The organism is Microcystis sp. M144S2, from assembly GCF_020246065.1.
In the GTDB taxonomy this organism is placed as follows: domain Bacteria; phylum Cyanobacteriota; class Cyanobacteriia; order Cyanobacteriales; family Microcystaceae; genus Microcystis; species Microcystis ichthyoblabe_A.
The window spans coordinates 23,149-36,239 of the sequence record NZ_JADBTR010000165.1; the positions used below are offsets into that span (position 1 = coordinate 23,149).

The following is a 13,091-nucleotide window of genomic DNA, read 5'->3' on the forward strand; positions in this document are numbered from 1 at the left end:
ATTTTAGCTTTGTCTAGCAGTTATCTTATTCGTCAATATACAATTTTCGCTGCTCCAGGGCCAATTGCCGGAATTCCCCTTCCCCAAATTCTCCCTCCCTGGGACGGCGCTCTTGGTCAGACTCGACTAAATAGATATAATCACAATCAACCCCTTCTAGATTGGTATTTTCGGCGATTTTCCAAGCTTCGATACAAGCGCCCGTCAGGGTGGCTGCCTGTAAATTGGCTCTCATCACGTTACTATGGGCTAAATTGGCCCCTTGTAGATTGGCGTAGGCTAAATTTGCCTCGCTGAAATTTGCCCTAGTCAGGTTGGCATTTTTGAAGTTAAACCCGGAAAGATTTAGTCCGCGAAAATTATAGCCAATATAAGCTTTATTTTCCCCTTGACCAGTCACCAGAAGATTTCTCATCGCCACTTCGGCCAAAATTGTCTTTTCCCAACGCGCTCGCTCGATGCCCGATACCAGATAAAATCGAGTTCTAGTTAAATCTTTTGCCCTTAAATCAGTGGCTTTTAACTGCGCTCCTGTGAAATCAGCTTCTTTAAGATTTGCCCCGCAAAAATTTGTACCTTTACTGGCTAAAAAAGCAATTGCTATCGATTTCGTGATCGTTTCTCCCGATTCTTCTAGGGATAACCAGGCCAGATAAGCGGTGAATAAAGTACCAAAAACCCCAACCATCAAAGCTATAGAAAAAGTTCCATTCATCACGGCTATTCCAGCTAATGCTCCTTGAAAAGCTAGTATAATTACTGTCAATAAAGTTAAAATTAAGCTGATGCCAATTGCTAGGATAAAACTTGTTGCTTGACCAGAAATCAAGGATAAAACTAAGGGTAATCCCCCAACTCGCTGAGGATAAAATCTTCCGTAAATTATAAATAAAATCGTGATTATCACCGCACCAATGATTTTAAATTCGGTTACATCTGTCACCAGCATTAAAGCTAGGTAATACCCAGTTAATCCCCACAGATAGCCGCAGATAGCCGCTATTAACCAAGAAGTTAAAATTAATTGTAGCCGACCGCGCTTTAGTAATCCTGCCCTAGCCTCGGTAAATTTAGTTCCCTCTAAAATAGCACCTTGAAAATTAGTACCACGGAGATCTGCTTTACTAAAATTAGCCCCTGATAAATTCTTTCCTTGAAAACACTGTCCTTTTAATTTTACTCCTGTAAAACTGCGTTTACCTTTGGCATATAAATCCAGTACCTCACTTGCTTTCATAAGACCTCTTACAGAAATCAAAAATCGTTTTTAGGGTTAGGAGTCAGTAGCCAGTAGTCAGTAGTCAGGAGAATTAAGAATGAATAATAATCAATTAAATGGTCTATTTAAAGATTTTGTGTTATTTAATCCTTATTATTGCTGTTTTTGAACCATGAAAAATTAATTATGCAGGAGGTTTATAGAAATTACGGAGATCTGTTTTTTGCTTGATTGATTAACTTAATTCATAACAACTATTATCTTTTAAAAATTGGCTTTGGTATTTTTTGGCAATTTATACTAAGTCGGTTTTTAATAGTGCGATGAACTCCCAAGTTATGGATTGTTTCTCCCCGCTCCCCCGCTCTCCCATACCTTGTAAACAGGATTTAGTATAATGCAGATTTAACTGGACAGACCAACGGGGATGAGGGACTTTTTTAGGGGCAATCCACAGCAAAAACAGCCTCTAAAACTGATTATTGACCCGGACTCGGTGCTTCTATCGGGGACTCTGGGGAAAGGGGAGTCGATTCAACTATTGGCGGTGGGGCCGGAGGTTGGAGAATATTGCGCCAGCCTTGCATTTGGGAGCGAGCCGAACTGTAGGCGGTACTTTCCCGGGATACGGATTCAGCAAGGCGAATAGCTTCCAGATAACGGCCGTTATTAGCTTGATCCGTGGCTAAAGACAAAAGCTGATAACTCCAACGTTCCAGCAATTCAGTCCGTTGCACACCCGCATCGGTTTGAGTGGAAATATTGGTAACTAAAGCAATCGCCCGGGTTAAACCTTCTGGGGTTCCCGTCGCCGCTAATTGATTAGCCTGTTGGAGATTTTGACGGGCCCGCAACTCTCGGCGCCAACGACGGATATGTTGGGAAACTTCCGAGGAAAGAGCGCGACCGGGGGGAATTTGATTGGCAGTTTCGATCGCTGTGCTATAGTCTTTGAGATTGGCCAAAGCTTGGGCCTGATCTAAAATGGGTTGATCCTCCATGCGTTCAATCCGCACTTGCCAGCCGCGAATTTCCCGTTGAGCATCTCGGTATAGGGCCCGATTTTTACCAATGGCCCGGGCCTGAATAATAGCCTGACTGAGGGAGTTAATATCGCTGGGGAGAGCAATTTCTTGGGCGCGTTCTAAAATCGGCTGGTCTTCAATCACTTGTATTTGACGATTCCAAGAGCCAATTTCCTGCTGTGCTTGCGACCAGAGGGGATTATTCCGGGGAACCTCGCCCGCTTTCGCGATAGCGGCGCTATACTGCTCGATCGTACCTGCTTGTGCTAAATCTCTGGCCTCAGACAGTATTTTTACATCCTGTACCTGTAACTGCCAGCGCTCCTTCATAGCTAGGGCTGTTTGATGGAGGGGTCGAGAAGGGTCGATTTGTTCTAGTCCCAGTATGCCGGCTTCTAATCCGTCCACCGTGCCGGTTTCCGCATCTAAGGCCGCCGTGGACAAGACGGACCAATCGGTGATATCTGCTTTAATTTTGAGGTCTTCGGGGCTTTCGTTAGCCAAATCCCGGAGAGCTTGCCATTGCTTCCGCTCAATTAATCTTTCGGCGTATTCTTTCAGTTTATCCTCGGTTTTCCCGATTAATTTTTGTGCCTCCTGATAGGCATAACTGCTGGCTTGAATTTTTCTAGCTTCTTCGATGACTTTGAACCAATTGTCGAGACCGCCCCGGGCAAAGAGATTAAAGGCATTATCTAATTTACTGCTATCTTCCCGGGCGACGGTAATTTTAGCGAGTGCTTCATTATATTTAACCGTTGCCCAATATTCGTTATTTAAGTTCAATAAATCCACTGCTAGACGAAAAGATTGATTCCAGTTGGAAGCGCGGAGATTTTCCTCTAGTTTGCTTAAGATCTCGTTGCCTTCCGTCCAAGTTCCTTGCCACTTAGCGATTCTTTCTTCAATAATTGCCGCTACTGCCATATTATTGGGGATTTGACGAGCTTTAGCGATTGCTTGCTCTAAATTTCCCGCTTGATAGTCTTTTTCCGCCAAATTCAGGATATCTCGCGCCCATTCTTCCACCTGTTGATTAACTTGCGAGCGTAAGGGATGGTCTTCGGGTAAAGCTTCCACTAGGGCAATTGCTTCGAGTAAACCTGCCACGGTGCGACTATCGGCGGAAAGTTGAGCGCAGTAGAGACGCAGGGAGGCAGAAGCGACAGGCCAGAAGATTTTCGGGCAATTGGGCGACTTCTGCATATTGAATAACTGCCAAGTGGCGAGAAAGCCAACACCGCCAAAGACCACCACAAATAAAGCCGCCCAAACTTTCCAGGTGAAACGATGCTGGTATCGGTACCAAAAGAGAAAAAGAAAAGATTTAGTTTTCTCTGGCCAACGAGTCAGGGAGTCAATCGATTCTCGTTTGACTAGATTTTTGGTTAATTCTTTTCCTTTAAACATTCACGACTCCCCGACAGGTATTTTAGATAGATTTTACCCTAATGGCGCTCATTGCCCGACTTCTCAGCAAGATTCAGCCTGTAGAGACTGGACTAATTCGATTAATTGTGTCTCGTTGGCATTATACACTTCCCGACAAAACTCACAGATGGCTTCCGCTTGTTTATCTTTTTCGATAATGTCTTTTAATTCATCGACCCCGAGGAATTTTAAAGCTCCCAAGGCCCGTTCAAAAGAACAATCACAATCAAAACGCAGCAGCTGCACAGCCGGAAAAATTTCTAGACCCATATCTCCCAGAAGTTCCTGAAAAATATCTTCTAGTCCTTTTCCTGCGCGTAAAAGGGGTGTAAATCCCGTTAATTTTCGCAATCTCGACTCTAAACGAGCCACCAAGACCTCATCCCGGGCTGCTTCTTTGGAGAGAACTTGTAATAAAATTCCCCCGGCTGCCGTTACTCCTGTGGTCGTACCGACAAAAACTCCCACTTGCAAAGCGGAGGGAATTTGTTCCGATTGGTCTAGATAGTAGGCGATATCTTCCCCCACTTCCCCAGAAACTATCTCGACGATGCTTTCTTGAAGTTCATTTCTCCCCTCGCCTTTTTCTTCGCGTAAGACCCGCACATAACCCTTGTTACCGACGGCGCGACCCACATCTAATTTACCCTTAGCATTGGGGAGTAATTCCACCTGGGGACAGTCCACATAACCGCGCACTGTGCCATCGAGTCCGGCATCAACCAAGACCCCACCTAGAGGACCATCGCCTTTAATGCGAATATTGACCCTAGAACCGGGTTTTTTTAAACTGGAAGCCAAGAGTAAAGCCGATGCCATCGTGCGACCGAGAGCGGCGCTGGCTACGTTAGATAATTGATGTCTTTGGCGAGCTTCTTCGGTTAAACGGGTGGTAATCACTCCTACTACTCTAATTCCCCCATCGGCGGCCGTGGCGCGGATTAATTTATCTGCCATACTACTTACTGTTATCCTTGGAAAACGTTGTCCCGATTTTTAGTTATTCTTTAACTAACTTAACAAAAATTATTAGACAATAATATGTTCGGCAATTTTCAACAAAGTCAGCTGCGTATCGAAATCTCGGCCAGTGAACAGGCTATCCGGGATAGTTTGCTCAAAACTGCTCATCTCCGTCAATGGCTGTGGCCGCAAATGCTCTCACTCAATCTACCCGATAAATTAGAGGAAGGTTTGACTTTTACCTCTTGGTTAGGTTTAATCCCCGTACAACATCAGGTTTTATCGGCCAATGACCAGTGTTTACGCTTGCTTTTGAGTCAAGGTATCGATGGCTATCACGAATGGTATTGGGGCGATGGTTGGTTACAATCGCGGTTAGAAGGCATTTCTCTCCTTCCCCTCAATCTCGGTCAAACTCTCAGTTTATTGAAATTACGACTATTTCTGAGCAATCAAAAGTAATCAGTGAACAGTAATCAGTAATCAGTAATCAGTAAACAGTAATCAGTAAACTAAAAACTCACATTTGGTAACTGATAACTGATAACTCACACCTGATAACTGATAACTGATTAGGGTTCAGTTCGTTCCATCGAGACGGATTTCACATTGACGAGCATCGAGGTTACTTAGAGAAGTTCCATTATAAGTGCCTTGTTTAATTATTCCTAGCATAGAAGCGATAACTAGACATTTTTTTTCTTGGTTGGGATAGGGATCGGCGGTGGCATCGGCGGCGGGATATAATACGATTATCGCTTGATCTTCTGGCGGATCAAAGGTTAACCCCGGCACATGACCCCGAAAGGAAAACTGCACCCCCGGACTGCTGCCCAGGGTGGGAAAATTATTCACCACCATAAATATTTCCTGCGGCAGACTTAGGGAACCCGCATTAGCATTCTCTGGCAATAGTTCTGGTGGAATCAAGGGACTCGCCTTATCATTAATCGCCACTAAACAACCCGGTACCGGGTCAGTATCATTTGGACGATAATAGGCGGTTATTTGCGAGTAAACCGTGGGATTATTGCCAGTACCGTTGGTAAATTTAATCGTGCAATTCCTCCCTCGACGGATAGCTTGTCTTTGGGCATCCTCTAGGGCCAATTGTATAGCATCGGTGGCTTCTTTGAATTTATTGCTATTTAACCAAGCTGATAAATTAGGTAGGGTTAAGGCGGCAAGAATTCCCGTAATTGCCAAGGCTACCAAAATTTCTAACAGGGTAAAACCCTGATTTTTATGGACATTCAAACGACGCATCGGGAATCACCTCGACAGAACTTCTAGCAATAACATTTTCTTGGTTGCGGTAATCGTTAGCAGTTTCACCTGTTGCTAACTCGACTCGATAATCAATACGAAGGCGATGGGGATTATCCAGAGTAGTATTAAAAGTCCGAAGGAGAGAATAGTTTTTACCGACAATTTCTCGTGTTGCTACTAACTGGGGGTCCGTCGGTATAGGGTTGGGGACGGGAGTAGCCGTTAGTTCTCTTCTTAAAGCTGTGGCATAACCCTCACTTCTATCTGTACACACATTTAGACTGACATTAGGGTTGGCAGGACTGGAGTTGACATCTAAAGTCGAAGCTAAAAATTTGACATCCTCGAAGTCTTCTTGAATCCAAAAGTTAGCTTGAGCTTGTCTTTCTGCCCGAACTTTATATAAGGCAGTGAATGCCATTAACTGTAGGGTTCCTGTTAAGAAGGCGGCAATAGTTAAAATGGCAATTATCACTTCTAACATCGAGAAACCCGACTCGGATGATGACAGTTTTGACTGTATCGCCTTTCCTTTTGATTTCACTTTTTACCCCCCCGTTTTTCCCGAAAACTACTGGCTTTTTTAGCTCTCAACTACAGATTACCCAGATAATCGAATATTTCTAATTTTAGTCAGGGAATTAATTCCCCGAAAACCCTATTTTTCAAGTGGGTCAGATTGTCTAAGTAGCTGTTTATAATTAAATTGAAGATATATCCCCCCTTAATCCCCCCTTGATAAGGGGGGTGCTGATCCCCCCTTAATCCCCCCTTGATAAGGGGGGCATCCGCAACTTTTTAAGACCTACCTACTTAAACTCTCATTCAGTTAGCATTGTACACTAATCTAGCTTTTGTCTGTGATCACAATTGGCGATCGAGATCGCACTTAACCAGTAATATTAGAGCCACTAACAGCTTATCCGCCTAAAATAGCAATTCCTACGCCAATTAACAGAATTAATCCGCCATAAATGACTTCTTGGGCTGGTATTTCACCAAAAATAAACACTCCTAACAGACTAGCGGCGATTGGCTCTAATAAAATTACCATGGTTACTATTGTCGGTGCTACCCATCGCAAAGCCCAGTTAAAGCTAGTATGACCGATTAATTGCGGAAAAATCGCCATCATTAACACATAAACATACACGGATAGGGGATAGCTTTCGTAATCTTGACCAAATAAAAAAACAGAAGGCAATAAGGCTAATCCTGCGGTAGTGTAGGCTACAGTTATATAATTCTTAATATTTAAGCCCTTTCTTTGTGCTTCCCGTCCGAGGAGAATATAACCACTGACGAGAATTGCCCCAATTAAAGCCAAGCTATTGCCCAATAAAGGGTTAGGATAAGAACTACTGAGATCTCGATCGGCTAAAACAATCAATAATCCCCCCGTTAGAGCCACAAAAATGCCGATAAAGGTTAATTTAGTCGGTTTTTCTCGAAACCACCACCAACCCAACAGGGAAACCCAGAGGGGATTAGTAGTGACTAAAGTGGTAGAAGCGGCGATCGAGGTGTAGGATAGAGAAGTAATCCAAGTAGCAAAATGGAGAGCTAAACAAAATCCTGCCCCCACTGCGTAATAATAGGCTTGAATAGGGACTTTTTGGCGTGATAAGGTCAACCAGTTCGGAATTAGGACAACAGAAGCCAATATCAGACGAGAAGTCGCTAAAAATAAACTAAATGCGATCGTAGCATTACCTACCGCTTCGATCGCTAACCGGATAAAAATTGCCGATGCAGAAACCGACACCACACCGATAGTTAAGATAAAAATAATTTTGGCGTTAGAAGGAGGCAAAATGGGCTGCGCTTACGCGATGATCAATGATGTTATTCACCAGTTATTTTAACCGTAGGCAGTAGCCGGTCGTCAGTAGCCGGTCGTCAGGAAATAGGAGATTATTTTATTTATTCTCCCCACACCCCACACCCGTTCGGCTGAGCTCACGGCCGAAGCCCACACCCCACACCCCACACCCCACACCCCACTTCCCCACACCCCACACCCCACTTCCCCACACCCCATCTGCTATTCACTTAATCTATGGAACTACCAGAATTAAATATAGAGACAATTTGGGCGATTATTAACGATGAAATTGACGACGAAACCGTTAATAAATTAGTCTGGCAAAGTTTAGGTTATCGCTACGATGAAAGTCAAGGAAAATGGGATAATAGTCAAGTAGAGGAAGATTGGCGACGGGAATATCCCGAACCCCCGGATTTTATTGCCAATCGTCCCCCAACAGTAAAATTAACTCGATCGATCTTGCCAGAAAATAAACAATTATTAAAAGATAAATTGGGGTTTACCGGTTATAAAATTGGCGAATTCAATCCCCGCATGACTCGCCGTGCCACCGCCGCTAATTGGTTGTGCTTTTATGGGTTAAAATAGATCAGGAAAGTTATTTTATCAAGCTTCTAGCATGGTTACTATCCCTGTCAAGTCCTCCTCTCATCCCCTAGCATCCTATATTGAGCGTCTCACTGCTGGGGAAGCATTGTTAAAAGATACTCCCCAGAATTTGATCGAGGTAGTGGGTATCCTGAAAAGTTACGGAGTGGTGTTAGATGCTTATTCCAAAAATTTAATTTATATTGCGGAAAATCAGTTTTTAGTTTTTTTCCCTTTCTTTAAATATTTTAATGGTCAAGTATCTTGGCAGAAATTACTACAACACTGGTGGCATAATCGCATTAATTTTGAGTATGCTGAATACTGTATGAAAGCCATGTTTTGGCATGGTGGGGGTGGTTTAGATACTTATGTAGATAGTGCCGCTTTTCGGGAAGTGACAGCCAAGGTTATTCAGTCCAAATTTAGGAATAATCCCCTAGTTTTAATTTTAAATAAAGCCTTCCCTGAATTTTTGCCAGAACAAATGCGGATGATGGCCTACTATAGCGGTTTAGGTCAATTTTGGCGAATTATGGCCGATACTTTTTTAAGTTTATCCGATCTCTACGATGCCGGAAAAATTACCAGTATTCCCGAAGTGGTGGCACACATTAAGAAAAATTTAGTCGATAATGCTAGTAAACCAATTGTCTATCAAGTAAAAATCAAAGAACAAACCTATGATCTTATCCCCAAATCGGCAGGATTAACCTTTCTTGCGGATACGGCAATCCCCTACGTTGAGGCGGTTTTCTTTCGCGGAACACCTTTCCCCGGTACAATTTCCTATAATGCCCAAGCCTATCAAATTCCCTACGATCAAGGAATGTTTGCCTATGGTGCTTTGTATGCGGATCCTTTACCCATCGGAGGTGCAGGGATTCCTCCCACACTATTAATGCAGGATATGCGTCACTTTTTACCAGATTATCTGCACGACATTTATAAAAAGAGTTTTCGTCAAGAGGAAGATTTATTAGTCCAGATCTGCGAAACTTTTCAAAAGTCGATGTTTTGTGTAACAACGGCAGCCATTCAAGGATTAGCACCTTACCCTTTAACTACCACAGATTTAAAAGAACAAAAAGCCAATCGCATCTATCTAGAAGCATGGATGAACCGCTTTGTTAAGTCAAGATTAGAAGCGGTAAATCAATAATTATTCTGCCGATAAATCGGTAATTTTTGCAGTCAACAAACCCCCTTACATTTATGTCAGATATTAACGCCCAACTACAGGATATTTTAGCTCAATTGCAATCTTTAAGCGAACGGGTTGCCCTCATCGAAGCGCGGCAGATGTTAGTACCGGACATCGAGCGCTATGGTAAATTACAGCAATTCCTAGCTGAGGGGAACTTTAGGGAGGCAGACGCAGAAACTCTCCGAGTTATCCTCGAAACTGCCGGCAGAACCCGCGATACTTTAACCCCAGAGGATATGATGCGGTTTCCCGTTAATGTGATTCGGGTACTCGATCGCCTTTGGAAAAATTATAGCGGCGATCATTTCGGTTTTAGCAATCAGGTGAAGTTATATTTTGCCGCCGGCGGTGATATTAACACCCTGCGTACCCAAGATGCAGAAACGATTAAAAAATTTGGGGAATTGGTAGGATGGCGCGACAAAGATGAGTGGCGTATTGATGATTATGATCACTGGGATTTTAGTCTAGCAGCTCCTGAAGGCTGTTTTCCCGCTCTCTGGTGGAAGTCTCCCTACGGGTTAAAAATGGTGACTTTTTGCTTTACTCGCCTGATAGAGTGCGATTTATAGGCAATGAAAGGAATTATCGGCTATTTTCGGGCTTTATTGTCCCCCCAATTTGCCCCCACTGGGATAAAAGTGGCTGTAGTAGTGGGGACAATTTTATTGACAATTAACCACGGTTATGCTATAATAAGCGGTCGTATGACAAGCGATCGCTGGCTGGCGGCATTACTGACTTATCTAGTTCCCTATCTGGTCAATGTTCATGGGCAGTATAGCAGTTATCTCATGAAACCTTAAATTTAGAATTGCTGGGGTGCATCTCATATTTGGGACTTTCTCTCACCTATTGGTGAGCAGTAGAAGTTATTAAAAGAGGGCGAATGCAATTCGCCCCTACAATAATATTAGGGACTTGCGTGGGAATAATATCCCAGCCAGAAAATCGCTCTGTAGAAGAATCAGACCAGCCCTAAATGTCCCATTATCAAAGTGCAAGTCTCTCATTAGAGATTTTCATCGATCACTGAGCCTAAAAATAGACATTTGGGTGCCGGTTTCTTGCGCCCCTACAGTAACGGATTTTGTCCACAATGTAGGGGCGAACTGCGTTCGCCCAAAAGGTACATTATCAAAGCGCAAGTCCCTTATTTACCCATCTGATTCTTCTTCCGTTTTCGAGTCTTTTAAACTATAAAATAGCAGCAGTATCTACTCTAGGGTAAGATTAACTCCCTTAGCTAGGATTTGATAGCTGCGATCGCTCTCTTTTCAGTAAGGCACTCGCGAGAAAAATGCCCAGTATTGCCAATACAGCCATAGCATAAAAAGCATAAGTGTAAGTACCGAACCAATCGCGAATTCTACCGGTTACTAAAGTTCCGATCAAAGCACCAACACCGTAGGCAGTAAAAACAATACCGTAATTTTGGGCGTAGTGGTCGGGATTAAAGAAGTGGAGAGTGGTAGCGGGAGCTAGGGCTAACCATCCCCCTAAACAGAACCAAAATAGACAAAAAGCCACTAGATAGCTAGTAACCGCCCCTTTTTCAGCCTTGACCATCAACAGACAACCAATCAAAATGAGTGTATAGGCCCCGATCGCTAGATAATGGGGTTTCCAGCGATCGCTTAACCAACCGAACAAAGGACGACTAATACCATTAAACAAGGCAAATAGCGCAACACTACTAGCGGCTAACCCCGGCTCGATCTGGATAATTTCCTCAGCCACAGGACTAGAAATACCGATAGCACTCAAGCCAATTAAAGCACCAATGGCATAGCAAAGCCATAAGCCATAAAATGAGCGACTTTTCAGCATATTCACTGGATAATTGGCCTGAAAGTCGGATTTTCGATTAGCTAAATTGGCGGGGGGTTGCCAGTCCTGGGGGGGGAATTTCATGGCGAGGGCAATCATCACAATAATTATTGTAAAGATAATCCCCAAAAATCTTAAACTTGGTCTAACGCTATATTCATTGATCAATCGATTGGCTAAAGGTGCGGTAATCAGGGGAGAAAGGCCAAATCCGATGATAGTTAAACCCACCGCTAAACCTTTTTTGTCGGGAAACCAGCGTGCCACCACTGCCATGGGAACACCGTAAGCGATGCCGACTCCTGTGCCGGCAATGACTCCGTAGGTCAGAATAATTGTCTGGATCTGAGAGGCAAAACTAGCGAGAATATAGCCTAAACCGACGATAATTCCGCCGATAGCGGTCATCCTGCGAGTGCCTACCCGGGGGATATAAAAACCGGCGATCGGCATAGAAGCGGCATAAAATACTAGGGCCACAGTGTAGGGTAATAGGCTTTCCGTGGCGCTGAGATTTAACTCTGTTTCTAGGGGTTTTCTAAAGATACTCCAAGAGTACACCGTCCCTAAACAGAGTAAAACGCCCATTCCTAGAGGTATTAATAACCATCTACCTTTGGCTGCGGGTAATCCCAACACTGTCAACTCGGAATCATAATTACTGTTAGTCATAGATCGCCGTGACTCTTTCTAGACTTGCTGGCCAGTATTCTAGATGAGATCATGGCTAATAGGGCAAATTTTCCAGAAAATTTTCCGATTAAAATGGGGGGTGAAATAATTCACCCCCTTAAAAGTCTCTCCCCATCTATAGCTGAGGGACTTCTGACGAACTTTAACTAAACTGCCGCGAAGTAAACTTTTGACTTCACAGGGTCGGGAACCATGGTAGCATCCCCTTCTTGCCAACCGGCGGGACAAACTTCATCCGGATGGGATTGGACGTATTGAATCGCTTTCAGAGTGCGGAGGGTTTCATCGACACTGCGACCAAAGGAAAGATTATTAATAGTAGCGTGTTGGATAACACCTTCTTTATCGATGATAAAGAGACCGCGCAGGGATACCCCCGCATCAGGATCAAGAACATTGTAAGCGGTGCTGATTTCTTTTTTCAAATCCGACACCAACGGATAGGCCACATCACCGACACCGCCGGATTTTCTCTCGGTTTGAATCCATGCTAGGTGAGCAAATTCGCTATCGACGGACACCCCTAAAATCTCGGTGTTGATGCTGGCAAATTCGCTAACTCGATCGCTGAAAGCGGTAATTTCCGTGGGGCAAACAAAGGTAAAATCGAGGGGATAGAAGAATAAAACGACGTATTTACCCCGATAATCCGACAATTTGATGGTTTTGAACTCTTGATCGAAAACGGCGGTCGCGGTGAAATCCGGCGCCGCTTGTCCGACTCTTAAGCAACCTTCGGCGGTCATACTCTTAATCTCCTTAATCTAGTTTCTGGGAAAATGCAACTATTTTTACATTCCTTAACAACTATATCATAGTCATAACGATTTTGAGTAGTCAGCAATCAGTTATCAGTGGCCAGCGGGGAGATAGGGAGATAGGGAGATAGGGTGATGGGCTGAGAGGGGGACAAGCGAGCTAGAAGGTAGATAGGGCAAGCGATATCGCTCTTTGTCCTTTGATGTAATCCTTCAACCGATAGCGGCTAATTTGCATTAGCTCTTCTATATTTTTTTGGAACATTTGATGTAGCTGGAG

At 43.8% G+C, this 13,091-nt stretch carries 13 protein-coding genes; 5 read left to right on the forward strand and 8 right to left on the reverse strand.

Annotation, left to right across the window (positions count from 1 at the left end; translation table 11 throughout):
• Positions 1–25: 25 nt before the first annotated feature.
• The 3 genes from IM462_RS18985 to hslO all read right to left on the reverse strand — a co-directional run bounded on the left by IM462_RS18985 (position 26) and on the right by hslO (position 4,632).
• Positions 26–1,237 (reverse strand): pentapeptide repeat-containing protein, encoded by a 1,212-nt coding sequence (locus IM462_RS18985; protein ID WP_287704596.1) that lies wholly within the window; start codon positions 1,235–1,237, stop codon positions 26–28.
• A gap of 461 nt (positions 1,238–1,698) precedes the next feature.
• A complete protein-coding gene (locus tag IM462_RS18990) occupies positions 1,699–3,654 on the reverse strand; it encodes a chromosome segregation ATPase (RefSeq protein WP_287704598.1) in 1,956 nt (651 codons plus the stop codon).
• 63 nt (positions 3,655–3,717) lie between these two features.
• Positions 3,718–4,632, reverse strand: coding sequence for an Hsp33 family molecular chaperone HslO (gene hslO, locus IM462_RS18995; protein WP_287704600.1), 915 nt, complete (start codon positions 4,630–4,632; stop codon positions 3,718–3,720).
• A gap of 84 nt (positions 4,633–4,716) precedes the next feature.
• Here hslO and IM462_RS19000 point away from each other — a divergent pair, with 84 nt between their 5' ends.
• Entirely contained in the window at positions 4,717–5,100 is a 384-nt protein-coding gene (locus IM462_RS19000) for a hypothetical protein (protein WP_287704602.1), read from the forward strand.
• A 117-nt stretch (positions 5,101–5,217) separates the two neighbouring features.
• Here IM462_RS19000 and IM462_RS19005 read toward each other — a convergent pair whose 3' ends face one another.
• The 3 genes from IM462_RS19005 to IM462_RS19015 form a co-directional block, all read right to left on the reverse strand.
• Positions 5,218–5,904: a type II secretion system protein gene (locus IM462_RS19005; RefSeq protein ID WP_002804035.1), complete on the reverse strand. Its 687-nt coding sequence runs from the start codon at positions 5,902–5,904 to the stop codon at positions 5,218–5,220.
• Complete coding sequence (locus IM462_RS19010; RefSeq protein WP_002804037.1) at positions 5,882–6,391, reverse strand: type IV pilus modification PilV family protein; 510 nt, start codon at positions 6,389–6,391, stop codon at positions 5,882–5,884. Before IM462_RS19010 ends, IM462_RS19005 begins: the two co-directional genes overlap by 23 nt.
• A gap of 435 nt (positions 6,392–6,826) precedes the next feature.
• Positions 6,827–7,720: a DMT family transporter gene (locus IM462_RS19015; RefSeq protein WP_194016458.1), complete on the reverse strand. Its 894-nt coding sequence runs from the start codon at positions 7,718–7,720 to the stop codon at positions 6,827–6,829.
• 246 nt (positions 7,721–7,966) lie between these two features.
• Between IM462_RS19015 and IM462_RS19020 the strand changes: the two genes are divergently transcribed.
• From IM462_RS19020 to nrtS, 4 genes are read left to right on the forward strand one after another with little or no spacing between them, the layout of a single operon-like run.
• The gene (locus IM462_RS19020) at positions 7,967–8,323 is read left to right on the forward strand and encodes a DUF1823 family protein (RefSeq protein WP_190357956.1); all 357 of its coding nucleotides are present in this window, start codon (positions 7,967–7,969) and stop codon (positions 8,321–8,323) included.
• Between the two features lie 31 nt (positions 8,324–8,354).
• A complete protein-coding gene (locus IM462_RS19025) occupies positions 8,355–9,485 on the forward strand; it encodes a CO2 hydration protein (protein WP_287704606.1) in 1,131 nt (376 codons plus the stop codon).
• A gap of 53 nt (positions 9,486–9,538) precedes the next feature.
• Positions 9,539–10,102 (forward strand): GUN4 domain-containing protein, encoded by a 564-nt coding sequence (locus IM462_RS19030; protein ID WP_287704608.1) that lies wholly within the window; start codon positions 9,539–9,541, stop codon positions 10,100–10,102.
• A gap of 3 nt (positions 10,103–10,105) precedes the next feature.
• Entirely contained in the window at positions 10,106–10,336 is a 231-nt protein-coding gene (nrtS, locus tag IM462_RS19035; protein WP_193978879.1) for a nitrate/nitrite transporter NrtS, read from the forward strand.
• A gap of 436 nt (positions 10,337–10,772) precedes the next feature.
• Here the strand turns inward: nrtS and IM462_RS19040 are convergent, their stop codons facing one another.
• Both IM462_RS19040 and IM462_RS19045 read right to left on the reverse strand, forming a co-directional pair.
• On the reverse strand, positions 10,773–12,032 hold the full coding sequence (locus tag IM462_RS19040) for an L-lactate MFS transporter (RefSeq protein WP_287704612.1): 1,260 nt from the start codon (positions 12,030–12,032) through the stop codon (positions 10,773–10,775).
• Between the two features lie 167 nt (positions 12,033–12,199).
• Positions 12,200–12,799: a peroxiredoxin gene (locus tag IM462_RS19045; RefSeq protein ID WP_002735961.1), complete on the reverse strand. Its 600-nt coding sequence runs from the start codon at positions 12,797–12,799 to the stop codon at positions 12,200–12,202.
• Between the last annotated feature and the right edge of the window lie 292 nt (positions 12,800–13,091).

Excerpts from the sequence above, each read along its gene's own strand:
- IM462_RS18990 (WP_287704598.1), bottom strand. The coding sequence starts at position 3,654 with ATGTTTAAAGGAAAAGAATTAACCAAAAATCTAGTCAAACGAGAATCG.
- IM462_RS19030 (WP_287704608.1), top strand. The coding sequence starts at position 9,539 with ATGTCAGATATTAACGCCCAACTACAGGATATTTTAGCTCAATTGCAA.
- IM462_RS19045 (WP_002735961.1), bottom strand. The coding sequence starts at position 12,799 with ATGACCGCCGAAGGTTGCTTAAGAGTCGGACAAGCGGCGCCGGATTTC.
- IM462_RS19025 (WP_287704606.1), top strand. The coding sequence starts at position 8,355 with ATGGTTACTATCCCTGTCAAGTCCTCCTCTCATCCCCTAGCATCCTAT.
- hslO (WP_287704600.1), bottom strand. The coding sequence starts at position 4,632 with ATGGCAGATAAATTAATCCGCGCCACGGCCGCCGATGGGGGAATTAGA.
- IM462_RS19010 (WP_002804037.1), bottom strand. The coding sequence starts at position 6,391 with ATGTTAGAAGTGATAATTGCCATTTTAACTATTGCCGCCTTCTTAACA.
- nrtS (WP_193978879.1), top strand. The coding sequence starts at position 10,106 with ATGAAAGGAATTATCGGCTATTTTCGGGCTTTATTGTCCCCCCAATTT.
- IM462_RS19000 (WP_287704602.1), top strand. The coding sequence starts at position 4,717 with ATGTTCGGCAATTTTCAACAAAGTCAGCTGCGTATCGAAATCTCGGCC.
- IM462_RS19005 (WP_002804035.1), bottom strand. The coding sequence starts at position 5,904 with ATGCGTCGTTTGAATGTCCATAAAAATCAGGGTTTTACCCTGTTAGAA.
- IM462_RS19020 (WP_190357956.1), top strand. The coding sequence starts at position 7,967 with ATGGAACTACCAGAATTAAATATAGAGACAATTTGGGCGATTATTAAC.
- IM462_RS18985 (WP_287704596.1), bottom strand. The coding sequence starts at position 1,237 with ATGAAAGCAAGTGAGGTACTGGATTTATATGCCAAAGGTAAACGCAGT.
- IM462_RS19040 (WP_287704612.1), bottom strand. The coding sequence starts at position 12,032 with ATGACTAACAGTAATTATGATTCCGAGTTGACAGTGTTGGGATTACCC.